Below are 25,078 nucleotides of genomic sequence, written 5' to 3'. Positions count from 1 at the left end.
TTCTCCGTCCCTGTCTCGAAAGGCTTCCCCATGCCCACCGTCTCCGCGCACGTCGCCCTCACGCTCGCCCAGCACATCGACGCCGTCTTCGGCGTGATGGGCAACGGCAACGCCTACTTCCTCGATGCCATCGAGACGCAGACGGATGCGGTGTTCACCGCCGTCCGCCACGAACAGGGTGCGGTCGTGGCCGCCGACGCGCACTTCCGTGCGTCCGGACGCATCGCCGCAGGAACCTCGACCTACGGCGCAGGGTTCACCAATACGCTCACGGCACTCGCCGAGGCCGTGCAGGCCCATGTGCCGCTCGTGCTCGTGGTCGGCGACGAGCCGACCTCCGGCCCTCGCCCGTGGGACGTCGATCAGATCGCGCTGGCCTCTGCCGTCGGCGCCCGCACGTATACGGTCGGCCGAGCGGATGCCGCCGCGACCACCGTGATCGCGATCGAGCACGCGCTGACCTATCGAGTGCCGGTCGTGCTGGCCATCCCCTACGACGTGGCCGCCCTCGAGGCCGGCGCTGTGCCCGAGGCGCCGGCGCCCCGGCTCCCGGCGTCGCTCGCCCCTCGCGGCGAGTTCGCCGAGGGCACGCTGGGTGAGATCGCCGCAGCGCTGGCCGGGGCATCCCGCCCGTTCCTCCTCGCCGGTCGTGGCGCCTGGCTGGCCGGTGCCGGTGAGGCACTGGGCGAGCTCGCCCGCCTGACCGGTGCCCTCACCGCATCGTCCGCACTCGGTCGCGGGGTGTTCCCGGAGTCGCAGTACGACCTCGGAGTGACCGGGGGCTTCGGTGCCGACGGCGCCATGGAGCTGGTCCGCACCGCCGACGTCGCGGTCGTGTTCGGCGCATCCCTCAACCAGTTCACGATGCGCTTCGGAGAGCTCTTCGCGCCGGGCACCCGCGTGTTCCAGATCGACATCGCTCCGGCAGCCACGCACCCGCACGTCGGCGGCTTCGTCAGAGCGGATGCCCGTCTCGCCGCAGAGGATCTCGTCGCCCGGGTCGGCTCCGCCTCGCCGTCGGCACCGTGGCGCGAGACCGTCGACGTCGCCGCCGCCCGCACGTACGACGAGGGTGACGATCTCGCCGCCGACGGACGCCTCGACCCCCGATCCGCCGCACGCCGCATCGCCGAGCTGCTGCCGAGCGACCGCGTCGTCGTCTCCGACGGCGGGCACTTCATCGGCTGGGCGAACATGTACTGGCCGGTCGAGGCCCCCGACCGCATGATGATGGTCGGCACCGCGTTCCAGTCGATCGGACAGGGCTGGCCGAGTGTGGTCGGCGCGGCCCTCGCCCGCCGAGAGTCGACCGTCGTGCTGACGTCGGGCGATGGCGGCGGCCTGATGGCGATCGCCGACCTCGAGTCCGCCGTGCGCGCCGCCCAGGGCCGCGGCATCGCGGTGATCTGGAACGACGCGGCCTACGGTGCCGAGGTCAACCTCTACGGCCTCAAGGGGCTCGCCGAAGGCCCGATGCGCATCCCCGAGGTCGACTTCGCCGCGTTCGGCGCCGCTGTCGGCGCCGAGGGCGTCGTCGTGAAGACCCTTGCGGATCTCGACCGGCTGAGGACATGGGCCGACGAGGATGCCACGACGCGACGCTTCCTCCTGCTCGACCTCCGCATCTCGGGCGACGTCATCGCGCCGTACCAGCAGGAGATCATCCGCGTGAACTCGTGAGCGTCGTCACCCCCGCGCGCCACCTGCGTTAGCCTTCCGGGATGCCTGCCATCCGCAACATCGCCGTCGGTCTGCCCGTGAAAGACGGGCATGTGCTCGCCCTCGAAGGACACGACCGCTCGCGCGGACTCGACTTCCTCCGCGCGATCGGCGGCGGCATCGAGTTCGGCGAGACCGCGGCGGAAGCGCTCCGTCGAGAGTTCATGGAAGAGCTCGGCGTCTCGCTCCAGGATGCGGAGCCTCTCGGCGTCTTCGAGAACATCTTCACCTACGAGGGCGAACCCGGGCACGAGATCGCTCACGTCTTCGCAGTGACCTGTGCGGAGCTCGACGCCGTGCCTCTCGACGCCGAGCTCCGCATCCTCGATGAGGGCAGCCCGGTGCGCTGGGCGCCGATCGCCGACATCGAGTCCGGCATCCGCGTGCTGTTCCCGGTAGGCGCGCCCGAGGGGCTGCGCACGATCTCCGCACGCTGACGCTCCGCGCGCTGACCGCCGGCCGCCCGCCGCGTCAGGCCTGCGCGCTGTAGTCCGGCAACTCCTGCAGGGTCCAGGTGTTGCCGTCGGGGTCGTCGAACCAGACGAAGCGGCCCCAGCCCAGCTCTTCGACGCCCTTCGTCGTCACACCCACGGCCTCGAGTTGAGCCTTCGCCTCATCGGCGTTCGGCACCACCACCTGGATCGTCTTCTGCTGCCCGGGCTCGAGTGGAATCTCGAGCCCCGTGCCGAAGGCGATCGAGCAGGCCGAACCGGGCGGGGTCATCTGCACGAAACGCAGACCCTCATACGGCACCTGATCGTGGTCGGGGTTGAATCCGATCTTCGTGTAGAACTCCTTCGAGCGGTCGACATCGGTCACCGGCATGAAGATGAGCTCGATCTTCCAGGTCATCACACACTCCTCGTCGTGGGCGTCGGCGCCCATCGGCCCTCAGGCTACGCGGGACCTCCGACACCCACCAGGGCTCCCTCACCCGTTCGAGGCATCTCGCCTGATCGGCTTCGTCGCGTCACCTCGCTCGGGAGGAGAACTGCGCTTCGGGAGGAGGAATCTCGCCGAATCGTCCTCCCGAGCGCGCGTTCTCCTCCCGAACGGGCGAGGGATCCGCACGGCTTTCAGGACGCCGGCAGCAATGCTCCCTCGAAGAACGATGCCAGCTCATCGACGGCATCCAGCGGCAGGATCGCGGCGACGTACTGGTCGGGGCGCACCACCACGACGACACCGTCGCGCGAGAGCTCACGCGCCTCGAAGATGTCGGTCTCCGTCCACTTCGACGGGCCGGCGGCATAGACCTTCTCCCAGTCGGTGAGCCCGAGCGGACCGGTCTTCGGCTGGAACAGGGCGGGAGCCGACGTGACCTCGACCTGCTCATACGGCTGCTGGTAGATCGCCTTCACGTCGAAGACGGAATCCTGATCGGTATCCGCAGGCGTGAAGCGAGCGAGCACCGGCCCCGCCTCCGCAGCCCAGGTATCGAGCGTCGCGGCATCCCGACCGCCGAATGCGTACACGCGCCAGCGCCCGTCGGCCTTGGCATGGTGGCCGAGATGGATGACGTTGCCATCCCCCACCCGCACGACCTCGGCGGACTTGAAGCGCTTGCCAAGCGGGAAGCCTGCGGCGAGCGCCTGATGCGCGTCGGACCCCGTGATCATCGACGAGGTGTACTGCGTCATGAAGCCGGAGGGGAACTCCGCCGTGGCGAGGTAGTAGGTGGCGAGGTCGTTGGGATCGGTGATCTCAGAGGGCTTGCGCGCCATGAGCGTCGACCATTCGCGGTCGAAGTCGATGAGCTGCTGTGCGACCGGCCGACGCTCGGCGCCGTAGGTCGCGAGCAGAGCCTCGGGCGCCCGTCCGGTCAGGACGGATCCGAGCTTCCACCCGAGGTTGAAGCCGTCCTGCATCGAGACGTTCATGCCCTGGCCGGCCTTGGCGCTGTGGGTGTGGCAGGCATCGCCGGTGAGGAACACCCGCGGTGTGCGACCGGACTCGTCGATCACGTCGTCGAACCCGTCGGTGACGCGGTGGCCGACCTCGTACACGCTGTGCCAGGCGACCTCTTTCACATCCAGCGTGTAGGGGCTGAGGATCGCGTTCGCCTTGCGGATGATCTCCTCGATGGGCGTCTGACGCACACGGTGGTCATCGTCGTCCGCGACCTCGCCGAGGTCGATGTACATCCGGCTGAGGTAGCCGCCCTCGCGCGGGATGTGCAGGATGTTTCCCGCCTCCGAGTTGATGGCGCACTTGGTGCGCCAGTCGGGGAAGTCGGTGTTCACGAGCACATCCATGACGCCCCAGGCGTGCGCGGCGCTGCCGCCGACATGCGTCCGCCCGATCGCCTGGCGCACGCCGCTGCGTGCGCCGTCGCACCCCGCGACGTACTTGGCGCGGATCGTGCGCTCCTCTCCCGCGCGCTCCCCTGCGACGTAGCGCAGCGAGACCTCGACCGGGTACTCATCCTCGTCGTGCACCGTGAGGCCCACGAACTCGATGCCGTAGTCGGGGGCGATCCTGCCGGGCCCGTGCGCCGCGGCCTCGGCGAAGTAGTCGAGCACGCGCGCCTGGTTGACGATCAGGTGCGGGAACTCGCAGATGTCGTACGCGTAGTCAGCGGTGCGCGAGGTGCGCACGATCTCGCTCGGCGCATCGGGGTTCGGTCCCCAGAAGTTCATCCAGCCGATGTTGTACGCCTCGGCGATGATGCGCTCGGCGAAGCCGAAGGCCTGGAACGTCTCGACGCTGCGCGGTTGGATGCCGTCGGCCTGCCCGAGCACGAGTCGCCCGTCGCGCTTCTCGATGATCCGCGTGGAGACGCCGGGGTACTGCGACATCTGGGCGGCGAGCAGCATGCCCGCGGGTCCGGAGCCGACGATGAGGACGTCGATCTCGTCTGGCAGGTCTGCGGGGCGGTCTGTGCCGATACCCGCGGCATCCTTCACGCGGGGGTCTCCGGAGACATAACCGTGGTGGTGGAACTGCATCGTCGTCGATTCCTTCCGGACTTCTCTGTCAGGTGTTGCCATCGAACGAATCGTGTTCTATATTCGAACACAACGTTCTACTATTGAACACAGCTTAGAGACGCTCGTCTCGGAACGCAAGGGAGCCCCGCATGCCCGAAGGCACTCCGGCCTCGCAGACGCTCAGCCGCGGCATCCGGATCCTCGAGGTGCTGGCCGACGCGCGCGCTCCCCTCACGATCGACGAGATCGCCGCACGGCTCGACGTGCACCGCTCCATCGCCTACCGCCTACTGCGCACGCTGGAAGACCACCGGCTCATCGGCCGCGACGGCTCGGGCTCCGTCACTCTCGGCCCCCGTATGGCCGCCCTCGCGGCCGGCGTCGCCCACGATCTGCAGGCCGAGGCTCTCCCCGAGATCACCGCGATCGCGAACGAACTCGGCATGACCTGCTTCCTCGGCGTGCTCGACGGCGACGACTGCATCACGCTCGCGAGCATCGAGCCCCGCCACGCGATCGCGAGCGTCGCCCAGCGCCCCGGCGCGCGCCACTCCGTGACCGTCGGCGCACCGGGGAAGGCGATCCTGACGCAGCTCCACGCCGCCGAATGGCCGGCCGACGCGGGCAGCGCACTCCGAGCCGAGGTCGACGAAGCACGCACACGCGGATACGCGACGAGCCACGACGAGGTGATCCCCACCGTGCAGTCGGTCGCGGTCCCCCTCGTACTCCGCGGTCAGCGCCCCGCGGCGATCGCCGTCGTGCACGTCGCCACCGATCTCGACGACGCCGAGATCGCCGAGCGGCTCAGGCGTTCGGCATCCGCGATCCGCGACGCGCTCGAGGGCTGAGTCCCAGAAGACGAGAACGCACGCCCGCGCGGTGCGGACGTGCGTTCTCGATGCCTCAGCGCGATGCCTCAGCGCGGCGCTCGGGATAACAGCCGATATCAGGCCTTGGCGATGCCGTAGATCGGGCTCACCGACTGCTCCTCCTCATGGTCCGGTCCCAGCGGGATGCCCGAGCGGTCGCGCAGCAGCAGCGTGGCGATGAGGCCGATCACCGTCATACCGGCGAGGTACCAGGTGACCGCCTGCGTCGAGCCGGTCGCCTGCACGATCGCGGTCGCGATGGTCGGGGCGAACGCACCACCGGCGATCGCACCGATCGCGTACGAGATCGAGACACCCGAGAAGCGGATGCTGGCCGGGAAGAGCTCCGTGTAGAGCGCCGCCTGCGGGCCGTAGGTGAAGCCGAGGCCGATCGTGAGGATCGCGAGCCCCGCGAACAGCATCCCGATCTCTCCCGTGTTGACCAGCGGGAACAGCGTGAAGACACCCACGAGCTGCATGGCCCAGCCGATGATGTACGTGGTGCGGCGACCGATGCGGTCGGAGATCCACCCCGCCAGCAGCGTCGTGAGCAGCCACGTCACGGCGGAGCCGGCGACCGCCCAGAGCACGGCGCCCCGCTCGAGTCCGATCGGACCCTCGGGGTTGGTGGCGTACCCCTGGATGTAGCCGCCCGTCGTCATGTAACCGACGGCGTTGTTGCCCGCGAACACGAGAGCCGCGATGATCACGAGCAGCAGGTGCTTGCGGAACAGCTGCACGATCGGCATCTTCGCCTTCTCCTTGCGCTCGGCGAGCTCGGTGAAGACGGGGCTCTCCTCGACCTTGCGGCGCACGTAGTAGCCGACGAGGATCAGCACGACGCTGAGCAGGAACGGGATGCGCCACCCCCAGATCGCGAACTGCTCGCCGGGAGCGATCGCCGTCATCAGCGCCATGACGCCGGATGCGAGCAGCAGGCCGAGCGGCACGCCGATCTGCGGCGATGCACCGAAGATGCCTCGCTTGGTGCGCGGGGCGTGCTCGACGGCCATCAGCACCGCGCCGCCCCACTCGCCGCCGGCGGAGATGCCCTGGATGATGCGCAGCAGCACCAGCAGGATCGGCGCGGTGATGCCGATCGCGTCATAGGTCGGCAGGATTCCGATCAGCGCCGTCGCCGCGCCCATCAGGATCAGCGTCCACATGAGCACGGTCTTGCGTCCGAGCTTGTCCCCGAAGTGCCCGGCGAGGAAGGCTCCGAGCGGACGGAACAGGAAGCTCACACCGACGGTGGCGAAGGCGATGATGGCGCTGTTGGCGCCCAGCGGCTCGAAGAACAGCTGGCCGAAGACCAGGCCGACGGCCGTGGCGTAGATGAAGAAGTCGTACCACTCGACGGTGGTTCCGACGACGGTGGCGAACACGACACGGCGCCGATCGGCCGGGGTCGCGATGGTTCCGGTGGGTGTGAACCCAGCCTGTGACTGCCCACTCATAGGGGTGTCTCCTTTGGTTGTGACCGCATTGTCACGGCTCGCTCGCGAGATGATTTCGAGTTGCTTGCCGAGGGGTGACACGATGATATATGATTTCGAATACGACGCACAAGGCGTCGACCAAAGCGCGAGGAGGCGCACCGTGACGGCATCCATCACCCGCCCCGGAAAGATCATCGCGATCCACCTGAGCTACGCCTCACGTGCTGATCAGCGTGGCAGGCGACCCGCAGCCCCCTCCTATTTCTTCAAGCCGTCCAGCTCGGTCGGCGTCTCCGGCGGCACCGTCGAACGCCCCGCAGGCACCGAACTGCTCGCGTTCGAAGGTGAGATCGCCCTCGTCATCGGCACCGCTGCCCGTCGCGTCTCGCTCGACGATGCCTGGGATCACGTCGGGTGGGTCACCGCGTCGAACGATCTCGGGCTCTACGATCTGCGCGCCAACGACAAAGGATCCAACGTCCGGTCGAAGGGCGGCGACGGGTACACGCCCCTGGGCCCCGAGCTCATCGACGCTCGCACCGTCGATCCCACCGCACTCCGCATCCGCACCTGGGTCAACGGAGAGCTGCGGCAGGACGACACGACCGCCGGGCTGATCTTCCCGCTCGCCCAGCTCGTGGCCGATCTCTCCCAGCACTTCACCCTCGAGCCGGGCGACGTCATCCTGACCGGAACTCCCGCCGGGTCTTCTGTGATCGTCCCCGGCGACGTGGTCGAGATCGAGGTGGATGCTCCGGATGCAGCGGGCTCCCCCACCTCGGGCCGACTCGTGACGACCGTGACGCAGGGTGAGATCGCCTTCGATGCCGAGGTCGGATCGCTCCCCGCCGTCGACGATCTGCAGCGCACCGAGGCGTGGGGCTCCCGCGAGGAGGCCGGACTTCCCGCCGAATCGACCGCGCCCGCCCTCTCCCCCGAACTGCGCGCGAAGCTGATGGAGGCGCCGACCGCCGGCCTCTCGGCCCAGCTGCGCAAGCGCGGTCACCATTCGTGCTTCATCGACGGCGTCGCCGCGAACATCCCCGGCAGCAGGATCGTCGGCACCGCGAAGACGCTGCGCTTCGTTCCCTTCCGTGAAGATCTGTTCAAGACCCACGGCGGCGGTTACAACGCCCAGAAGCGCACCTTCGATGCCGTCGACGAGGGCGAGATCATCGTCATCGAGGCCAGGGGCGACGCGACGACCGGAACGCTCGGCGACATCCTCGCGCTGCGTGCTCGCGCCCGTGGCGCGGCCGGTGTCGTCACCGACGGCGGCGTGCGCGACTTCGACGCGGTCGCCGAGATCGGACTCCCGGTCTTCTCGCAGGGCGCGCACCCCTCGGTCCTCGGCCGCAAGCACGTGCCGTGGGATTCCGACATCACCATCTCGTGCGGCGGCGCGACCGTGCAGCCCGGCGACATCATCGTCGGCGACGGCGACGGTGTCGTCGTGATCCCGCCTGCTCTCGCCGAGCAGGTCGCGGACGACACTCTCGCGCAGGAGATCGAGGACGCCTGGATCGCCGAGCAGGTCGCCGCCGGTCACCCCGTCGACGGGCTGTTCCCGCTCAACGCCGCCTGGCGCGAGAAGTACGAGGCTTCGACCGGCGCGGCGTCCGACCGCGGAACGCGCGCATGACCACCGTCGCGAACGCAAGCAAGTCCGAGCAGGCGTACGCCTGGATCCGCTCCCGCATCTCGGGGCACGTCTTCGGACCGGGGTACCGGCTCGTGCTCGGCTCGCTCGCGGAGGAGCTCGGCATGAGCGTCGTACCCGTGCGCGAGGCCATCCGGCGCCTCGAGGCCGAGGGTCTCGTGACCTTCGAGCGCAACGTCGGCGCGCGCGTCACCCTCGTCGACGAGAGCGAGTACGCGCACACCATGCAGACGCTCGGGTTGGTCGAAGGCGCGGCGACCGCGCTCTCCGCGCCGCTCCTCGACGCTGCGGCGCTCGATGCGGCAGAGGCGGTCAACGAGCGGATGATCCGGATGCTCGATCACCTCGATCCCCACGCGTTCACGGAGCTCAACCGCCAGTTCCACTCGCTGCTCTTCGAGCCGTGCCCGAACCCGCACCTGCTCGACCTCGTGCACCGGGGCTGGGCGCGGCTGTCCGGCATCCGCGATTCCACCTTCGCGTATGTGCCGGGGCGCGCCCAGCACTCCGTCGAGGAGCACACCGAGATCCTCGAGCTGATCCGCGCGGGTGCAGACCCGCTCGACATCGAGCTCGCCGCCCGCAACCACCGTCTGCGCACGAGGGACGCCTTCCTCGATGCGCTTCACGCACGTTCTCATCACAACCCAGGAGACGAGTCATGACCGATTCCCGTATCCCCGCCGACCTGCCCGACCACATCCAGCACTACATCGACGGCGCGTTCGTCGACTCGGTCGACGGCGACACGTTCGATGTGCTCGACCCGGTGACGAACAAGACGTACACCACCGCCGCCGCCGGCAAGAAGGCCGACATCGAACTCGCCGTCGCCGCAGCGAAGCGCGCGTTCGACGAGGGCCCCTGGCCGCGCATGCTCCCCCGCGAGCGTTCGCGGGTGCTGCACCGGATCGCCGACCTCGTGGAGTCCCGCGATGCCCGTCTCGCCGAGCTCGAGTCGTACGACTCCGGCCTGCCGATCACGCAGGCTCTCGGCCAGGCCCGCCGTGCCGCCGAGAACTTCCGCTTCTTCGCCGACCTGATCGTCGCGCAGTCCGACGACGCCTTCAAGGTGCCCGGCAAGCAGATGAACTACGTCAACCGCAAGCCGATCGGCGTCGCCGGCCTCATCACGCCGTGGAACACGCCCTTCATGCTGGAGTCGTGGAAGCTCGGCCCCGCGCTCGCGACCGGCAACACGGTCGTGCTCAAGCCCGCCGAGTTCACCCCCCTCTCCGCCTCGCTCTGGGCCGGGATCTTCGAGGAGGCGGGGCTGCCTTCGGGCGTCTTCAACCTCGTGAACGGTCTCGGCGAGGACGCCGGAGACGCGCTCGTCAAGCATCCGGACGTCCCGCTCATCTCGTTCACGGGCGAGAGCTCGACCGGACAGCTGATCTTCGGCAACGCGGCTCCGTTCCTCAAGGGACTCTCGATGGAGCTCGGCGGCAAGTCGCCGGCCGTCGTGTTCGCCGACGCCGATCTCGAGGCCGCCGTCGACGCGACCATCTTCGGTGTCTTCTCGCTCAACGGCGAGCGCTGCACCGCAGGCTCCCGCATCCTCGTCGAGCGCTCGATCTACGAGGAGTTCGTCGAGCGCTACGCCGCGCAGGCGAAGCGTGTCACGGTGGGCTACCCGCACGACCCGGCCACCGAGGTCGGCGCGCTCGTGCACCCCGAGCACTACGACAAGGTGATGAGCTACGTCGAGATCGGCAAGACCGAGGGTCGCCTCGTCGCCGGCGGCGGACGCCCCGAAGGATTCGACGAGGGCAACTTCGTCGCCCCGACGGTGTTCGCAGACGTCTCCCCTGACGCCCGCATCTTCCAGGAGGAGATCTTCGGCCCGGTCGTCGCGATCACGCCGTTCGACTCCGACGATGAGGCGCTGGCCCTCGCGAACAACACGAAGTACGGCCTCGCCGCCTACATCTGGACGAACGACCTGAAGCGCGCGCACAACTTCGCGCAGTCCGTCGAGGCCGGCATGGTGTGGCTGAACAGCAACAACGTGCGCGACCTCCGCACCCCGTTCGGCGGCGTCAAGGCCTCGGGCCTCGGCCATGAGGGCGGCTACCGCTCGATCGACTTCTACACCGACCAGCAGAGCGTGCACATCACGCTCGGCGGTGCCCACAACCCGACCTTCGGCAAGAACTGAGCAAGGACCCTGCAATGACCGACAAGACTGCGAAGACGCTGACCTCATCGGGCTACTACGTGAGCCAGGAGGCTCCGATCCAGACCGACAACCCGGTGGCGACACCCGAGAGCACGCCCCCGGATGTACTCCGCTGCGCATACATGGAACTGGTCGTCACCGACCTCGCCGCCTCCCGGGTGTTCTACGTCGACGTCCTGGGCCTGTACGTGACGGAAGAGGACGACGAGGCGATCTACCTCCGCTCGACCGAGGAGTTCATCCACCACAACCTCGTGCTGCGCAAGGGACCGATCGCCGCGGTCGCCGCGTTCTCGTACCGCGTACGCTCGGCGGCCGACCTCGACCTCGCCGTCGCGTTCTACTCCGAGCTCGGCTGCGACGTGCGCCGCAACCCCGAGGGCTTCGTCAAGGGCGTCGGCGACTCGGTGCGTGTGGTCGACCCGCTGGGCTTCCCCATCGAGTTCTTCCACCAGTCCGACCACGTCGAGCGGATGTCGTGGCGCTACGACCTGCACATCCCCGGCGAGCTCGTGCGTCTCGACCACTTCAACCAGGTCACCCCCGACGTGCCCCGTGCGGTCAAGTTCATGCAGGATCTCGGGTTCCGCGTGACGGAGGACATCCAGGACGACGAGGGCACCGTGTACGCCGCGTGGATGCGCCGCAAGCCCACCGTGCACGACACCGCGATGACCGGCGGCGACGGGCCCCGCATGCACCACGTGTGCTTCGCCACCCATGAGAAGCACAACATCCTCGCGATCTGCGACAAGCTCGGCGCCCTCCGCCGCTCCGACGCGATCGAGCGCGGCCCCGGCCGCCACGGCGTCTCGAACGCCTTCTACCTGTACCTGCGCGATCCCGACGGCCACCGCGTCGAGGTCTACACGCAGGACTACTACACGGGCGACCCCGACAACCCCGTCATCACCTGGGACGTGCACGACAACCAGCGCCGCGACTGGTGGGGCAACCCGGTCGTGCCCTCGTGGTACACCGAGGCCTCGCTGGTGCTCGACCTCGACGGCAACCCGCAGCCGGTCGTGGCGCGCACCGACAGCTCCGAGATGGCCGTCACGATCGGCGCCGACGGTTTCTCGTACACACGGCCCGACGACGACGAGGCCATGCCCGAGTACAAGCAGGGCGAGTACAAGCTCGGCCACCAGCTCTGATCGATTCGCACGCAGGTCCAGACACAGAGGAGACACGGATGCTGTCCGCAGACACCGTCACGCAGATCGCCGAGGAACTCGCCGAGGCCGACCGGAGCCACTCCGTGATCCCTCGGATCACCGCGCGGTATCCGGAGGCGACGGTCGAGGACTCGTACGCGATCCAGGGCGTCTGGCGCGACTCACAGATCGCGGCCGGGCGCCGGCTGGTCGGCCGCAAGATCGGCCTGACCTCCAAGGCGATGCAGCAGGCCACGGGCATCACCGAGCCCGACTACGGCGTCATGTTCGACGACACCGTGTACGAGTCGGGAGCCGAGATCCCCGTCGATCACTTCTCGAACGTGCGCATCGAGGTCGAACTAGCCTTCGTGCTCAAGCATCCGCTGGAGGGCCCCGACTGCACTCTCGACGACGCCCTCGCGGCGATCGACTACGCGGTGCCGGCGCTCGAGGTGCTGAACTCGCACATCGAGCTCGAGGGGCGCACGATCGTCGACACGATCAGCGACAACGCCGCGTACGGCGCGATGGTGCTCGGAACCGTTCGCAAGCGCCCGGACGAGATCGACCTCCGCTGGGTGCCCGGCGTGCTGTCGCGCAACGGCGAGATCGAGGAGACCGGCGTCGCAGCCGGCGTGCTGGGGCACCCCGCCACCGGTGTGGCCTGGCTCGCGAACAAGTTCCACCAGCACGGCGCGCGTCTGGAGGCCGGGGAGATCATCCTGGCAGGATCGTTCACACGCCCGATGTGGGTGTCGCGCGGCGATCAGGTGCTGTGCGACTACGGACCGATGGGAACGATCGAATGCCGCTTCATCTGAGCCCCTCCTTCCGCGAGCAGCTCGCCACCTCCGACCGATCTCTGATCGGCATGTGGGCGTGCTCCGGCAGTCCTCTCGTGACGGAGGTGGCCGCGGGATCAGGCCTCGACTGGCTGCTGATCGACATGGAGCACTCGGCGAACACGCTCGAGTCGACCCAGCTGCAACTGCAGGTTGTCGCCGCGTATCCGATCACTCCGGTCGTGCGGGTGCCGTTCAATGACGCCGTCGCGATCAAGCAGGTCCTCGACCTCGGCGCACAGAACCTCATCGTGCCGATGGTCTCGTCCGCCGACGAGGCACTCGCCGCCGTCGCGGCGACCCGCTATCCGCCCGAGGGCGTGCGCGGAGTCGGCAGCGCCCTCGCCCGCAGTGCCCGCTGGAACCGCGTCGACGGCTACCTGCGGGACTCGGCGAAGCACACGTCCCTCACCGTGCAGATCGAGACGACGGCAGGAGTCGCCGCCGCCGGCGAGATCGCCGCGGTCGACGGCGTGGATGCGGTCTTCGTCGGCCCCTCCGACCTGTCGGCGTCGATGGGGCTGCTGGGTCAGCAGACGCACCCCGATGTCATCGCCGCCGTCGAGCGGGTCTTCGCTGCGGTGAAGGCTGCAGGCAAGCCCGTGGGCGTCAACGCCTTCGATCCGTCGGCAGCGGAGTCGTACATCGCAGCCGGGGCCGACTTCGTCGCCGTCGGCGCCGACGTGGCGATGCTCGCCCGAGCCTCCGAGGCCCTCGCCACGCGCTTCATCCCCGCCTCCGACGACACGGCCCGCGCCAGCTACTGACACCCTCGCCCCGCCTCACCGACGTGGGAGGATCGACGGATGCACACACGCGAGGCGCCGTCATGATCCGCGCCCTCGCGGCGATGCAGGACAAGGGATTCCGCTGGTTCTTCCTCGCCCGCGCGATCACGCTGATCGCCGGATCGATGTCGTCGATCGCCCTGGCCTTCGCGGTGCTCGAGATCGACAACGACGCCCGCTCCCTGTCGCTCGTACTCGCCGCCTTCACCGTCAGCAACATCGTCTTCCTCCTTTTCGGTGGAGTGATCGCGGATCGTCTGCCGCGCGCGCTCATCATCCAGTCCTGTTACGTCATCGACATCCTGACGGTCGGGGCGATGGCGGCGCTCCTGTTCAGCGGCACCGCCACGGTTCCCCTGCTGGCACTGCTGTCCGTCGTCAACGGCGCCTCCACGGCTTTCGTGCTGCCGGCGATGCAGGGGATCATCCCGCAGCTCACCTCGCCCGAGCATCTGCAACAGGCGAACGCGATGCTGTCATTCGTGCGCTCAGCGACCACGATTGGCGGCCCGATCATCGCCGGCATCGTGGTCGCCGCCGCCGGCCCCGCATGGGCGATGGTCGTGCAGGGGATCGGTTGGGTCGTCGCGATCCCCGTGCTGGCCCTGGTCAGACTCCCTCCTCCGGATCATGCCGGGGGCACGACGATGTTCCACGACCTCCGGGTCGGCTGGCGCGAGTTCTGGAGTCGCACCTGGTTGTGGGTGATCGTGCTCGCCTTCATGGTGATGAACGCGATCCACATCGGCGCCTGGGGCGTCGTCGGGCCGTACATCGCGAAGAACGACGAACGGCTCGGCATCGCCGGCTGGGGCTGGGTCGTCAGCGCCGAAGGCGTCGGCATCCTGCTGATGACCCTCGTCCTGATGTGGTTCCCGCTGAAGCGGCCACTGCGCTACGGGATGATCGGCATGGCCGCGTTCGCCATCCCCCTCACGACCCTCGGCGTGCACCCCGCCGTGATCCTGCTGGCCATCGCCGCCTTCATCGCCGGCGCGGGCGCAGAGGTCTTCAGCACGGGCTGGAACCTGGCGATGATGGAGAACATCCCGGGCGACAAGCTGTCACGAGTCTCGAGCTACGACATGCTCGGGAGCTACGTGGTGATGCCCATCGGCACCCTCGTCTACGGGTGGCTCATCACCCACAGCGACGTCACCACCGTGCTCGTCACATCGGGGATCCTCTATGCGGCGATCGCCGTGGTGACCCTGCTGGTGCCGAGCGTCTGGCGCATGGGACGCCCGGCCGACGCTGCGACCGAGCGCACGGAGTTGGCGGATTCATAGCAATCCGGGCGAGACTGGGCTCATGACCTTCGCCGCGCTCCAGCCGCTCGCAGACCGTGCCGCACTGTTCACCGCCCTTCGCCAGGATTCGCTGTCCACGGCTCTCGAGAGCCTCGGCGACAACCGCTGGGATGCCGACATGGCCGCGGGAACCCTCACCTTCACGTCGAACGACGACCCCTCGCGACAGCTCGCGACGCGCGCACACCTCGTCGCGACCATCGCCCCCGGGCCGCGCTCGCTGCTCTGGGCGTGGGCGCATCCGCAGGGAGACGCCGCCGGTGTCGCCGCGCAGCTGCGTGACTACGGCACCGAGCACGGCATTCCCGAACTCAGCCAGACCGAGCTCCCCTTTCCCGAAGACGCGGCCGGCGATGCCGAGTGGATCACGAAGGCCGCCCACACGGTCGGCGCGGTCGCCGTCGAGCTCACCGGTCGGGCGCCGTACTACCTCGCCCCGGTCGGCGGTGGCACGTACGCGGTGTTCCTGCTCGATGCGCCGCTCCCCCCGCTGACGGTCGCCTCCGCGGCCATCGTCCTCCCCCGCATCCTCTCGGGCCTGGCACTGCCCGACGCCCGCACCGCGGTCTGGGATGCCGCCCGCCTGGCCGGCTGGACACTCACCTGGACCGATGAGGCCTTCACGGGCGCCACGATCACCGACAGCACGGGCACGGCGACGTTCCGCTTCGACGAGCAGGCGCGCATCACCAACATCGAGAGCAGCCTGCACCCCCAGGGCTGATCCTCGTCGAAGACAGCGCGTCAGCGGCCCAGCCGCTGGCGCGCTGTCTTCGTTCCGGGCCCCACGGGTGCGTGCGTGGTGGCCGCCGCGAGTCCGAACGCCGGCATGTCGACGTACACGGCCTCGAGATCAGCGGTCGGGACCTGATACGTCTCGTGCCAGACACCCACGCTGCCTGTCCCCTGCAGCGTCTTCATGAAGTCGCGCCACGGCTGCAGGTGCGGCGCATCCCGGTCGGCGGCGAAGCGCTGCAGATGCTCGGGACTCTCCCAGTACGACAGCAGGATCGTCGTGCGGCCGAACCAGCTGTGGGCACCGAGCATGCCGGCATCCGCGTGCGTCGCGAGGTGACGCAGCATCGGCGGCATCTTGCTCGCGGTCCACATCACCCGGCCGATCTGCCACCACCTGTTCGCGCGCATCCCGATCAGGAACACGGTGACATCCGATCGGCCGGGGGCCGCGGTGAATCGGCCGGGAAAGACCTGCTGAGTCATGGCTCACTCCTTGGAACATAGTTATGTAACTGCGTTATGCAACAACGTTACGGTAAGCTCGATCCCATGGCAAGACCTCCTCTGTACGACGACGCGCTGCGTGACCGCCTCCTCGACGCGACCGCCATGATGGTCGACGAGAAGGGGCCTGAGCGGATCAGTCTCCGCGACATCGCGCAGAACGCGGGCACCTCGACCTCTGCCGTCTACTCCCTCTACGGCGGCAAGACCGAGCTTCTCGTCGCCGTGATCGAGCACGGCTTCGCATCGTTCGGCGACGCACAGGCAGCAGCAGAACCGCAGGGGCTGCGTACTCTGGGGCTCGCGTATCGGGAGTGGGCGATGGCCAACCCGGCGCTCTACCGCCTCATGTTCGGCGGCGGGGTGGCCACCGAAGACTGCCGCCCGGACGACGCGACCATGAGCACGGCGATGGCGCCCCTCGTGCGCGCGCTCGCGGCTCGGGTCGACGAGTCCGAGGTGATGGCCGCGGCACTCACCGTCTGGGCGCAGGTGCACGGTGCCGTGAGTCTCGAGCTCGCAGGCGTGACTCCCCCGATCGTGCCGTGGGACTCGGTGTACGGCGCTGTCGTGGATGCGGTCGAGCGCGCCTTCCCCGCACGCTGATCCGAAGGCGCTCGATCGAGAGGTGCCGCAGCGTCCAGGATTGTGGAATTCTGGTCGCATGAAGAACGGAATCGTCCGGTTCGCCGCCCTCTACGTGTTCGATGTCGCTGTGCTGCTGCTCATCGGCCTGTTGTCCGCCGGTGTCTCCGTCGGGTTCCACGCACTCTGGGCCGCTGTCATCCTGACTCTCGCCGCGCTGTTCGTGAAGCCGCTGCTCACCGGCGCCTTCCGCAAAGCCGCATCGAAGTCCGCGGCCGACCGCACGAAGACCGGCGAGAAGGTCGTGCAGTACGTCCTCGTCTACCTGGTCGAGCTGATCATCTGGGTGGCTGTCGTCTGGCTGAGCGGTGTGCGAGCCTCCGGCTTCTGGAGCTACGCGCTTCCTCCGCTGTTCCTGCTGTTCGGCTGGATGATCTACGACCAGGTCGACGACAGGCTGCGTGCGAAGGCCGGCGAGCTGTATGACGCCGTGCAGGGCAGAGTCTCGGGCAGGAAGGCCGCGCCCGCGTCGGCATCCGCCTCAACCTCCGCGGAGACGCCGGCCACCGCCGAGGCGCGTGAAGAACTCCAGGACGGGCTGACGCCGGAGCAGCGCCGGATGCTCGACGAGCTCGGCTGAACGCAGACGGTCCCGATCTGCGGACGTCGTCCCGATTCGTAGGCGAATCAGCGGGAGAGGTCAGCGGATCGGGACCGGATGCGCAGATCGGGACCGATGCTCGTCAGACGAGGCGTTCGGCCGCCTCGACCACGTTGGTCATGAGCAGTGCGACGGTCATCGGGCCGACGCCGCCGGGGTTCGGCGAGACCCAGCCCGCGACCTCTGCCACGTCGGGGTGCACGTCGCCGAAGACCAGGTTCTTGCCGGTCTCGGGATCGGTCTCGCGCGTCACACCCACATCGAGAACCGCGGCACCGGGCTTCACGTCCTCGGCGCGGATGAGGTGCTTCACGCCGGCCGCGGCGACGATCACGTCGGCCTCGCGCAGGTAGCGCGGCATGTCGACCGTGCCGGTGTGCGTCAGCGTGACCGTGGCGTTCAGGTCGCGGCGGGTCAGCAGCAGGCCGATGGAGCGACCGATGGTCACCCCTCGACCCACGACCACCACGTGCTTGCCCTTGAGGTCATAGTCATTGCGCAGCAGCAGCTCGATCACACCGCGCGGCGTGCACGGCAGCGGGGTGTGGATCGGGCTGTTGACGTTCAGCACGAGGCGGCCGAGGTTGGTCGGGTGCAGGCCGTCGGCATCCTTCGCCGGATCGATCCGCTCGAGGATCGCATCCGTGTCGATGTGCTTCGGCAGCGGCAGCTGCACGATGTAGCCGTGGCAGTCGGGGTCGGCGTTGAGCTCGTCGATCAGCGCCTCGACGTCAGCCTGGGTCGCATCGGCCGGCAGCTCGCGCTGGATCGAGTTCATCCCGATCGCCTCGGACTGACGGTGCTTCATGCCGACGTAGAGCTGGGATGCCGGATCGGCGCCGACGAGCACGGTCGCGATGCCCGGGACGATGCCCTTCGCCTTCAGCGCGGCGACCCGCTCGGTCAGCTCGGCCTTGATCGCAGCCGACGCCGCCTTGCCGTCGAGGATCGCAGCGGTCACTGCTGCAGGTCCGGGTAGAGCGGGAAGCCTGCGGCGAGCGCGTCGACGCGAGCGCGGAGGGCCTCGACGTCGGCACCCGGAAGCAGTGCGAGAGCGATCACGTCTGCGACCTCGGTGAACTCCGCGTCACCGAAGCCACGGGTCGCGAGCGCGGGCGTGCCGATGCGCAGCCCCGAGGTCACCATCGGCGGACGCGGGTCGTTCGGCACCGCGTTGCGGTTGACCGTGATGTGGATGTCGTGCAGCAGGTCTTCGGCCTGCTTGCCGTCGATCTCGGCCTCGCGAAGGTCGACGAGCACCAGGTGCACGTCGGTGCCGCCGGAACGGACTCCGATGCCGGCATCCTTCACGTCCTGCTGCGAGAGTCGCTCGGCGAGGATCGCCGCGCCGCGCAGGGTGCGCTCCTGGCGCTCCTTGAACTCGGGGGTGCCTGCGAGCTTGAACGCGGTCGCCTTGGCGGCGATCACGTGCATGAGGGGTCCGCCCTGCTGCCCGGGGAACACGGCCGTGTTGATCTTCTTCGCGAGGTCGGCGTCGTTCGTCAGGATGAAGCCCGAGCGGGGGCCGCCGATGGTCTTGTGCACGGTCGACGAGACGACGTGAGCGTGCGGCACCGGGTTCGGGTGCAGCCCGGCGGCGACGAGGCCGGCGAAGTGCGCCATGTCGACCCAGAGCAGCGCGCCGACCTCGTCGGCGATCGCACGGAAGGCGGCGAAGTCGAGCGTGCGGGGGTAGGCGGACCAGCCGGCGATGATGACCTTGGGCTTGTGCTCGATGGCGAGGCGACGCACCTCGTCCATGTCGATCGTCGAGGTCTCGGGGTCCACACCGTAGGCGACGATGTCGTAGAGACGGCCCGAGAAGTTGATCTTCATGCCGTGCGTCAGGTGACCGCCCTGGTCGAGCGCGAGCCCGAGAAGGGTGTCGCCGGGGCGCGCGATCGCGTGCAGCACGGCGGCGTTGGCGGATGCGCCGGAGTGCGGCTGGACGTTGGCGAACTCCGACCCGAACAGGTCCTTCGCACGCTGGATCGCGAGCTCCTCCGCGACGTCGACCTCTTCGCAGCCACCGTAGTAGCGGCGACCCGGGTAGCCCTCGGCGTACTTGTTGGTCAGCACGGAGCCCTGCGACTGCAGGACCGAGACGGGGACGAAGTTCTCGGATGCGATCATCTCGAGGAACGTCTGCTGGCGCTTGAGCTCACGATCGAGGACCTGAGCGATCTCGGGGTCGACCTCGGCGAGCGGGGCGTTGAAGTAACGGTCGGTCATGACATGCTCCTCTGACAACGGATTCGAAGGGGTATACCTATCGGCCCAGGCGCGCGGTCGAATTCCGTGGTCAGTCGCTCCCCGGTGGTAGTCCACCCAGACGCCAGTCGCGACGTGTGAAAGCATAGCCGATTTCCCTGTGCTCCCGGCGCGGCGCAGGGTAGGTTTTGTTCATGGTCCTTCCCCATTCCATGCCTCTCGTCCCCCTGCCCGCTTCCGTCGTCTCCGGCGAGGGCAGGATGCCCATCTCCGACAGCACCCGAGTCATCGGCGACTCCCCCTCCACGGCGCACCTGATCGACGCCGTGGCGCGGCGCACCGGTATCCGTCTCTCGCACGCCACCGCCACCGCCACCGGGGATGTCGTGATGCGGGTCGACCCGGCCTCCGCGGCGCCGGAGGGGTACACCCTCTCGATCGCGGATGCGGTCGAGATCGTCGGAGGTGACGAGGCGGGGCTCTTCTACGGCGTGCAGACTCTGCTGCAGCTGCTCCGCGAGGGTGATGACGGATGGGGAATCCTGCAAGCGGAGATCGCTGACGCGCCCCGGTTCGAGCGGCGCGGTGTGATGCTCGATGTCACGCGCCACTTCTTCGGCGTCGACGAGGTGAAGAAGTTCATCGACAGCACGAGCGCCCTGAAGTTCAATCACCTGCACCTGCACCTCACCGACGACCAGGGCTGGCGCATCCACATCGACTCGTGGCCGAAGCTGACCGAGCTCGCGTCGTCGACCGCATCGCTCGGCGACCGGGGTGGGTTCTACACGAAGGACGACTACCGCGAGATCGTCGCGTATGCCTCCCAGCACCACATGATCGTGATCCCCGAGATCGATCTGCCCGGTCACACTCACGCCATCGGCGTCGCCTACCCCGACCTCGTCGAGGCCCCGGTCATGAACGACAGCCTGATCGCCGAGTCGGCACGCCTCGGACAGCCGCTGCCCGTCGCCGGTGAGCCCTACCTCGGCTGGGGCGTGGGCCACTCGAGCGTTCGCATCCACGAGGAGCGCACCTACGAATTCGTCCGCGATGTCGTGAGGGAACTCGCAGAGATCACCCCGGGGCCGTACATCCACATCGGCGGAGACGAGTCGCTGGGCACTCCTCAGGCGGACTTCGATCTGTTCGTCGAGCGGGCGACCGCGATCGTGTTCGAGGAGGGCAAGATCCCGCTCGCCTGGCACGAGGTCGGCGCGGCGAAAGACATCGCCGAAGGGACCGTCGGGCAGTACTGGGGCAAGACGACACCCGAGGGCACGCATGCCGCAGAGGCCGCGCATTTCGTCGAGCGCGGCGGAGCGCTGATCATGTCGGCCGCCGACGCCGCATACCTCGACATGAAGTACACCGCCGAGTTCCCGCTCGGGCTCACGTGGGCGGCGATCATCGACGTCCGCTCGGCGTACGAGTGGGAGCCGACCCAGGTGCTCGACGTGCCCGACAGCGCGATCCTCGGTATCGAGGCGCCTCTGTGGAGTGAGACCACCCGCACGTTCAGCGATGTCGAGCAGCTGGTGTTCCCTCGCGCCGCGGCGCAGGCCGAGATCGCGTGGTCTCCTCGCAGCGCCCCGGAGCGCGAGTGGGAGTCATTCCGCGTCCGCCTCGGGTCGATGGCACCCCTGTGGAAGGCTGAGCACGTCGATTTCCACCCCGCAGAAGAGATCCCCTGGAGCGAGCGATGACACCCGACACGACGACGACGCGATCACTCGTCATCCACTCGGCACGGCTTGTCGACGACGGCACGATCGTCGAGGGTGCGTGGGTGCGGATCGAGCACGGCAGGGTCACCGCTCGCGGCGTGGGAGACACCTGGGCCCCGGCCGACGACATCGTCGACGCGACGGTCATCGCGGGGCCCGACGCTGTGCTCACCCCGGGCTTCATCGACATCCACGGGCACGGCGGCGCAGGCGCGTCGTTCGATGACGGGGTCGACGCGATCAGGACGGCGCGCGCGCTGCACCGCGAGCACGGCACCACCCGGGCGGTCGTCTCGCTGGTGACGGCACCCCTCGACGACCTCGCTCGACGAGTGGCCGACATCGCCGATCTGATGGAGACGGATGCCGACATCCTCGGCTCGCACCTCGAGGGGCCGTTCCTCGACCCGGCGCATCACGGCGCCCATGAGCCGACTCTGCTGCGCGACCCCGTCGCCGCCGACGTGTCACGCCTGCTCGAGTCAGGTCGCGGGACGATCCGCCAGGTGACGATCGCCCCGGAGTTGCCCGGCGGCCTCGACGCGATCCGACTCATCGTCGATGCGGGTGCCGCGGCCGCCGTCGGCCACACCAGCGCGGATGCCGCGATGGCCGTCGCCGCGTTCGAAGCCGGCGCTTCGGTACTGACCCACGCCTTCAACGCGATGCCCGGCATCCACCACCGCGCCCCGGGGCCTGTCCTGGCCGCTGCCGCAGATCACCGCGTGGTGCTCGAGGCGATCGCCGATGACGTGCACCTCGATCCGCACATCGTCAAGCTCGTCTTCGACTCCGCCCCCGGGCGCATCGCGCTCATCACCGACGCGATGGCGGCCGCCGGAAGCGCCGACGGGCACTACGACCTCGGAGCCGTCAGCGTGACGGTGAAGGACGGCATCGCGCGCGCGGACGACACCGGCTCGATCGCCGGATCGACCCTCACCCAGGATGTCGCTCTGCGCAGAGCGGTCGCTGCGGGTGCGACGCTGACCGAGGCGGTGCGGGCGCTCACCGAGACCCCGGCGCGCGCGATCGGCTATGCCGATCGTCTCGGCCGTCTCGACGACGGGTACGCCGGCGACGCCGTGCTGCTGGATGCGCAGCTGCGCGTCGTGCGCGTGTGGGTGGGCGACCGACCATAGGCGGACGCCGCGCGCGCATCGACGCGCAGCTCTGCGTTCTCCGGTCGCACTCTTCGTGGGTGAGGGGCCGCCGTTCCCCAGAGCGGCGGCCCCGTCACATTCCCCCCACGTCGAGAGCTGGCGGGCCGAGCGCTCCTCCCCCGAGGTGCCCGACCCGCCATGCCGGTGCACTTACCCCTTGCACCAGCGCCTGAGCTCCGCCCCCCGGTGGAGCTCGTCGGCTGTCTCTATGTGATGAGACGAAGGCACCCTCGATTCATTACGCGACTTCTCAGATTTTTTTCGAGAATGTTCGCCGTCGCGATTCGTTATCGCTCTGAACAGGGGTTTCTCGACAGCAGCCTCCGTGAACGAACTTTCCTTCAAGGGGTGGCGAGCCTGGGAGATTGGAGAGAGAATGGAGAAGGCGCGTGATGAAAATGGGGTTCACGCGTCTCTTCATGTGGAAGCGCACTCGCGCTCCGCGACAGATGGATGACTGTGGACCACGACGACATTTCGCACGACGAACCGATCGCAGACGCCGATCTCGTTCTGCGCACCCGCTCGGGTGACGCGGCGGCATTCGGCGAACTCTGGAGGCGGCACTATCCGTCCGGGATGTCCGTGGCCAGGTCGATCACGTCCTCCATCGACCCCGACGACCTCGTGCAGGAGTCGTACACGCGCATCTATCAGGCGATCATCAAGGGCGGCGGTCCGAACGGCTCGTTCCGCGCATACCTCTTCACGAGCATCCGCAACACCGCCGCCGCCTGGGGTCGCTCCCGCCGCGAGTCGGCCATCGACGAGCTCGACACCGTCGCCGACCCTGACAGCACCGAGCAGGCTGCCAGCGAGGCGCTCGATCGCAGCCTGACCGCTCAGGCGTTCCGCAGCCTCCCCTCCCGCTGGCAGGAGGTGCTCTGGTACACCGAGATCGAGCAGATGAAGCCGCAGGAAGCCGGGCCTCTTCTCGGCATGAAGGCCGGAGCCGTCTCACAGCTCGCGTTCCGTGCTCGCGAAGGACTTCGCGAGGCCTGGATCCAGGCCCATCTGCGCAGCGCCGCGGCCGGCTCCGACTGCCAGTGGAGCATCGAGCACCTCGGCGCGTACTCGCGCGGCAATCTCAGCACGCGCGACCACAAACGACTCGAACAGCACCTCGGCGAATGCGCCCGGTGCATGATCGTCGCCGCAGAGGCGAAGGACGTGTCGAAGCGACTGGCCCTCGTGCTTCTTCCGCTCGTGCTCGGCGTGGCAGGCTCCGCCGGTTACCTCGCGACTCTTCAGGGCAGCGGCACCCCGATCGTCGCTCTCGCGGCCATGCCTTCCGCTGTCACGCACGGCGCGGTCGTCGTCGCCGGTGGCGGCGCTGCGACCGGCGGCATCGCAGGCGCTGGTGCAGGCAGCACCGGAGGCGCAGCAGGTGGTTCGGCGGGCGGCGGAGCCGGCGGGACTGCGGGCGGTGGAATCCTGAGCGGCGTGGGCGCCCTCGTCGGCGTGGGCTCCGCAGCTCTCGTCGTCGCCGGCGTGGTCGCCGCGGCCACGATCATCCCCGGACTCGCGGGAGCCAATCCGGCGGCATCTCTGCCGAGCGCCGGCGACAGCGACTCCTCCTCGATCAGCTCCGACGTCGGACCCGACGCCTCGATGTCGGCTGACAAGCCGCTGATCATCGACGACACCAAGACAGAGGATGAGCCCGAGGCTCCTCCGGTCGAGGCGCCCGTCACTCCCGAGCCCGCAGAAGACACGGCACCCGCAATCGTTTCGCCCGCCGCGCCCGTCGAGACGGTGAAGCCCGCTCCCCCCGTCGATCCGGGCGGCGAGAACCCGGGTAACGGCGGCACCGACCCCGGCAACGGAGAGACCCCCGGCAACGGTGGCGAGACTCCCGGAGGCGGCGGCGAGAACCCGGGTGACGGCGGCGAGACCCCCGGAGGCGGCGGCGAGACCCCAGGAGGAGGCGGCACAGACCCGACAGAACCCGCTCTTCCCACCGGAACGCCCACTGTCACCGGCGCGTCCGCTTTTCTTGACGGGGCCGTTCTCCACTATTCGGTGTTCGTCACCGGAGACGCTGGCGCGACAGTGAGCGCGCTGCTGGACGGCAGCACCGACCGAAGCGGCTCGACGACTCTGTCCTCGCCACGAGCAGATGCGACCCTCGGTTATGGCGAGATCGATCTGCGCCCTTCACTGACCCAGCTCTGTTCCAACGCGACCGTCGACATCTTCTACAAGACGGAGACCGCGAGCGGTCCGTCGACATCGACCACGCTGTGGGATCTCGTCGACGTGCGCGAGTCGCTCGCCTTCAGTCTCCTGTGCCCACTCGTCGACGACGTCGCCGGCGACACCGGCACCACCCCGGCCGAGGAAGAGACCTCCGAGACCCCGGTCTCGGACCCCGCACCGGCTGCGGACACCCCCGCCGAGGTCGTCGAGGAGACGGCTCCCGTCGAGGAGACGACACCCGCACCCGTCGAGGAAACGGCACCCGTCGAGGAACCCGCTCCCGCTCCCGTCGAGACGACGGCTCCGTCCGAGCCCGCTGTCGTTCCCGACGCCGCGACCACCGTCGACGAGGCCGCTCCCGCACTCTGACGCGTCATCACGGCGAATA

Annotated in this window: 22 protein-coding genes and 1 riboswitch; of the genes, 16 read left to right on the top strand and 6 right to left on the bottom strand. The window is 68.7% G+C overall.

The annotated features are described in order from the left end of the window. The first annotated feature begins 30 nt into the window (after nt 1–30). Nucleotides 31–1,680, top strand: coding sequence for a thiamine pyrophosphate-binding protein (locus tag JOF42_RS07530; protein WP_210097294.1), 1,650 nt, complete (start codon nt 31–33; stop codon nt 1,678–1,680). 41 nt (nt 1,681–1,721) lie between these two features. Then, a complete protein-coding gene (locus JOF42_RS07525) occupies nt 1,722–2,156 on the top strand; it encodes an NUDIX hydrolase (protein WP_210097293.1) in 435 nt (144 codons plus the stop codon). A gap of 34 nt (nt 2,157–2,190) precedes the next feature. On the opposite strand, the gene JOF42_RS07520 is transcribed toward JOF42_RS07525, so the two are convergent. Both JOF42_RS07520 and JOF42_RS07515 read right to left on the bottom strand, forming a co-directional pair. Then, nucleotides 2,191–2,571, bottom strand: coding sequence for a VOC family protein (locus JOF42_RS07520; RefSeq protein WP_210097292.1), 381 nt, complete (start codon nt 2,569–2,571; stop codon nt 2,191–2,193). Nucleotides 2,572–2,795: 224 nt separating this feature from the next. Beyond that, nucleotides 2,796–4,667 carry an FAD-dependent monooxygenase gene (locus JOF42_RS07515; RefSeq protein ID WP_210099119.1) on the bottom strand — a complete coding sequence of 624 codons (1,872 nt, stop codon included), beginning with the start codon at nt 4,665–4,667 and terminating at the stop codon, nt 2,796–2,798. A 131-nt stretch (nt 4,668–4,798) separates the two neighbouring features. On the opposite strand from JOF42_RS07515, the gene JOF42_RS07510 reads away from it, so the two are divergent. Next, a complete protein-coding gene (locus JOF42_RS07510) occupies nt 4,799–5,500 on the top strand; it encodes an IclR family transcriptional regulator (protein ID WP_210097291.1) in 702 nt (233 codons plus the stop codon). A gap of 98 nt (nt 5,501–5,598) precedes the next feature. Here JOF42_RS07510 and JOF42_RS07505 read toward each other — a convergent pair whose 3' ends face one another. Continuing rightward, nucleotides 5,599–6,978: an MFS transporter gene (locus JOF42_RS07505; protein WP_210097290.1), complete on the bottom strand. Its 1,380-nt coding sequence runs from the start codon at nt 6,976–6,978 to the stop codon at nt 5,599–5,601. A gap of 142 nt (nt 6,979–7,120) precedes the next feature. Here JOF42_RS07505 and JOF42_RS07500 point away from each other — a divergent pair, with 142 nt between their 5' ends. The 8 genes from JOF42_RS07500 (at nt 7,121) to JOF42_RS07465 (ending at nt 15,623) form a co-directional block, all read left to right on the top strand. After that, nucleotides 7,121–8,602 (top strand): fumarylacetoacetate hydrolase family protein, encoded by a 1,482-nt coding sequence (locus JOF42_RS07500; RefSeq protein ID WP_307803563.1) that lies wholly within the window; start codon nt 7,121–7,123, stop codon nt 8,600–8,602. Beyond that, nucleotides 8,599–9,285: a GntR family transcriptional regulator gene (locus JOF42_RS07495; protein ID WP_210097288.1), complete on the top strand. Its 687-nt coding sequence runs from the start codon at nt 8,599–8,601 to the stop codon at nt 9,283–9,285. Before JOF42_RS07500 ends, JOF42_RS07495 begins: the two co-directional genes overlap by 4 nt. After that, complete coding sequence (gene hpaE, locus JOF42_RS07490) at nt 9,282–10,778, top strand: 5-carboxymethyl-2-hydroxymuconate semialdehyde dehydrogenase (protein ID WP_210097287.1); 1,497 nt, start codon at nt 9,282–9,284, stop codon at nt 10,776–10,778. The genes JOF42_RS07495 and hpaE overlap by 4 nt, the downstream gene beginning before the upstream one ends. Nucleotides 10,779–10,792: 14 nt before the next feature. Continuing rightward, nucleotides 10,793–11,956 carry a 3,4-dihydroxyphenylacetate 2,3-dioxygenase gene (hpaD, locus tag JOF42_RS07485; protein ID WP_210097286.1) on the top strand — a complete coding sequence of 388 codons (1,164 nt, stop codon included), beginning with the start codon at nt 10,793–10,795 and terminating at the stop codon, nt 11,954–11,956. Between the two features lie 38 nt (nt 11,957–11,994). Continuing rightward, on the top strand, nt 11,995–12,780 hold the full coding sequence (locus JOF42_RS07480; RefSeq protein ID WP_210097285.1) for a 2-keto-4-pentenoate hydratase: 786 nt from the start codon (nt 11,995–11,997) through the stop codon (nt 12,778–12,780). Continuing rightward, nucleotides 12,765–13,568 (top strand): HpcH/HpaI aldolase family protein, encoded by an 804-nt coding sequence (locus tag JOF42_RS07475; protein WP_210097284.1) that lies wholly within the window; start codon nt 12,765–12,767, stop codon nt 13,566–13,568. Before JOF42_RS07480 ends, JOF42_RS07475 begins: the two co-directional genes overlap by 16 nt. A gap of 62 nt (nt 13,569–13,630) precedes the next feature. Further along, the gene (locus JOF42_RS07470; protein WP_210097283.1) at nt 13,631–14,878 is read left to right on the top strand and encodes an MFS transporter; all 1,248 of its coding nucleotides are present in this window, start codon (nt 13,631–13,633) and stop codon (nt 14,876–14,878) included. A gap of 22 nt (nt 14,879–14,900) precedes the next feature. Beyond that, nucleotides 14,901–15,623, top strand: a complete 723-nt coding sequence (locus tag JOF42_RS07465; protein WP_210097282.1) for a DUF6882 domain-containing protein — start codon at nt 14,901–14,903, stop codon at nt 15,621–15,623. 20 nt (nt 15,624–15,643) lie between these two features. On the opposite strand, the gene JOF42_RS07460 is transcribed toward JOF42_RS07465, so the two are convergent. Then, complete coding sequence (locus JOF42_RS07460) at nt 15,644–16,120, bottom strand: DUF4188 domain-containing protein (protein ID WP_210097281.1); 477 nt, start codon at nt 16,118–16,120, stop codon at nt 15,644–15,646. Between the two features lie 66 nt (nt 16,121–16,186). Between JOF42_RS07460 and JOF42_RS07455 the strand changes: the two genes are divergently transcribed. Next, the gene (locus JOF42_RS07455) at nt 16,187–16,747 is read left to right on the top strand and encodes a TetR/AcrR family transcriptional regulator (protein WP_245340749.1); all 561 of its coding nucleotides are present in this window, start codon (nt 16,187–16,189) and stop codon (nt 16,745–16,747) included. 58 nt (nt 16,748–16,805) lie between these two features. Further along, nucleotides 16,806–17,366 carry a hypothetical protein gene (locus JOF42_RS07450; RefSeq protein WP_210097280.1) on the top strand — a complete coding sequence of 187 codons (561 nt, stop codon included), beginning with the start codon at nt 16,806–16,808 and terminating at the stop codon, nt 17,364–17,366. 103 nt (nt 17,367–17,469) lie between these two features. On the opposite strand, the gene JOF42_RS07445 is transcribed toward JOF42_RS07450, so the two are convergent. Both JOF42_RS07445 and glyA read right to left on the bottom strand, forming a co-directional pair. Further along, nucleotides 17,470–18,348 (bottom strand): bifunctional methylenetetrahydrofolate dehydrogenase/methenyltetrahydrofolate cyclohydrolase, encoded by an 879-nt coding sequence (locus tag JOF42_RS07445; protein ID WP_210097279.1) that lies wholly within the window; start codon nt 18,346–18,348, stop codon nt 17,470–17,472. Then, entirely contained in the window at nt 18,345–19,619 is a 1,275-nt protein-coding gene (gene glyA / locus JOF42_RS07440) for a serine hydroxymethyltransferase (RefSeq protein WP_210097278.1), read from the bottom strand. Before glyA ends, JOF42_RS07445 begins: the two co-directional genes overlap by 4 nt. A 36-nt stretch (nt 19,620–19,655) precedes the next feature. Next, nucleotides 19,656–19,740, bottom strand: a riboswitch (ZMP/ZTP riboswitch). Between the two features lie 52 nt (nt 19,741–19,792). On the opposite strand from glyA, the gene JOF42_RS07435 reads away from it, so the two are divergent. From JOF42_RS07435 to JOF42_RS07425, 3 genes are all read left to right on the top strand, one after another. Further along, a complete protein-coding gene (locus JOF42_RS07435; RefSeq protein ID WP_210097277.1) occupies nt 19,793–21,307 on the top strand; it encodes a beta-N-acetylhexosaminidase in 1,515 nt (504 codons plus the stop codon). Beyond that, nucleotides 21,304–22,470, top strand: coding sequence for an N-acetylglucosamine-6-phosphate deacetylase (gene nagA / locus JOF42_RS07430; protein ID WP_210097276.1), 1,167 nt, complete (start codon nt 21,304–21,306; stop codon nt 22,468–22,470). The genes JOF42_RS07435 and nagA overlap by 4 nt, the downstream gene beginning before the upstream one ends. A gap of 474 nt (nt 22,471–22,944) precedes the next feature. After that, nucleotides 22,945–25,059: a sigma-70 family RNA polymerase sigma factor gene (locus tag JOF42_RS07425; RefSeq protein WP_281070719.1), complete on the top strand. Its 2,115-nt coding sequence runs from the start codon at nt 22,945–22,947 to the stop codon at nt 25,057–25,059. Nucleotides 25,060–25,078 lie beyond the last annotated feature (19 nt).

This window comes from Microbacterium phyllosphaerae, from assembly GCF_017876435.1.
GTDB lineage: Bacteria > Actinomycetota > Actinomycetes > Actinomycetales > Microbacteriaceae > Microbacterium > Microbacterium phyllosphaerae.
This window is presented reverse-complemented; position numbering and strand designations above follow the sequence as displayed.

Excerpts from the sequence above, each read along its gene's own strand:
- hpaE (WP_210097287.1), top strand. The coding sequence starts at position 9,282 with ATGACCGATTCCCGTATCCCCGCCGACCTGCCCGACCACATCCAGCAC.
- JOF42_RS07515 (WP_210099119.1), bottom strand. The coding sequence starts at position 4,667 with ATGCAGTTCCACCACCACGGTTATGTCTCCGGAGACCCCCGCGTGAAG.
- glyA (WP_210097278.1), bottom strand. The coding sequence starts at position 19,619 with ATGACCGACCGTTACTTCAACGCCCCGCTCGCCGAGGTCGACCCCGAG.
- JOF42_RS07520 (WP_210097292.1), bottom strand. The coding sequence starts at position 2,571 with ATGACCTGGAAGATCGAGCTCATCTTCATGCCGGTGACCGATGTCGAC.
- nagA (WP_210097276.1), top strand. The coding sequence starts at position 21,304 with ATGACACCCGACACGACGACGACGCGATCACTCGTCATCCACTCGGCA.
- JOF42_RS07475 (WP_210097284.1), top strand. The coding sequence starts at position 12,765 with ATGCCGCTTCATCTGAGCCCCTCCTTCCGCGAGCAGCTCGCCACCTCC.
- JOF42_RS07460 (WP_210097281.1), bottom strand. The coding sequence starts at position 16,120 with ATGACTCAGCAGGTCTTTCCCGGCCGATTCACCGCGGCCCCCGGCCGA.
- JOF42_RS07470 (WP_210097283.1), top strand. The coding sequence starts at position 13,631 with ATGATCCGCGCCCTCGCGGCGATGCAGGACAAGGGATTCCGCTGGTTC.
- JOF42_RS07480 (WP_210097285.1), top strand. The coding sequence starts at position 11,995 with ATGCTGTCCGCAGACACCGTCACGCAGATCGCCGAGGAACTCGCCGAG.
- hpaD (WP_210097286.1), top strand. The coding sequence starts at position 10,793 with ATGACCGACAAGACTGCGAAGACGCTGACCTCATCGGGCTACTACGTG.
- JOF42_RS07510 (WP_210097291.1), top strand. The coding sequence starts at position 4,799 with ATGCCCGAAGGCACTCCGGCCTCGCAGACGCTCAGCCGCGGCATCCGG.
- JOF42_RS07525 (WP_210097293.1), top strand. The coding sequence starts at position 1,722 with ATGCCTGCCATCCGCAACATCGCCGTCGGTCTGCCCGTGAAAGACGGG.
- JOF42_RS07530 (WP_210097294.1), top strand. The coding sequence starts at position 31 with ATGCCCACCGTCTCCGCGCACGTCGCCCTCACGCTCGCCCAGCACATC.
- JOF42_RS07505 (WP_210097290.1), bottom strand. The coding sequence starts at position 6,978 with ATGAGTGGGCAGTCACAGGCTGGGTTCACACCCACCGGAACCATCGCG.
- JOF42_RS07495 (WP_210097288.1), top strand. The coding sequence starts at position 8,599 with ATGACCACCGTCGCGAACGCAAGCAAGTCCGAGCAGGCGTACGCCTGG.
- JOF42_RS07465 (WP_210097282.1), top strand. The coding sequence starts at position 14,901 with ATGACCTTCGCCGCGCTCCAGCCGCTCGCAGACCGTGCCGCACTGTTC.
- JOF42_RS07425 (WP_281070719.1), top strand. The coding sequence starts at position 22,945 with ATGACTGTGGACCACGACGACATTTCGCACGACGAACCGATCGCAGAC.
- JOF42_RS07455 (WP_245340749.1), top strand. The coding sequence starts at position 16,187 with ATGGCAAGACCTCCTCTGTACGACGACGCGCTGCGTGACCGCCTCCTC.
- JOF42_RS07450 (WP_210097280.1), top strand. The coding sequence starts at position 16,806 with ATGAAGAACGGAATCGTCCGGTTCGCCGCCCTCTACGTGTTCGATGTC.
- JOF42_RS07435 (WP_210097277.1), top strand. The coding sequence starts at position 19,793 with ATGGTCCTTCCCCATTCCATGCCTCTCGTCCCCCTGCCCGCTTCCGTC.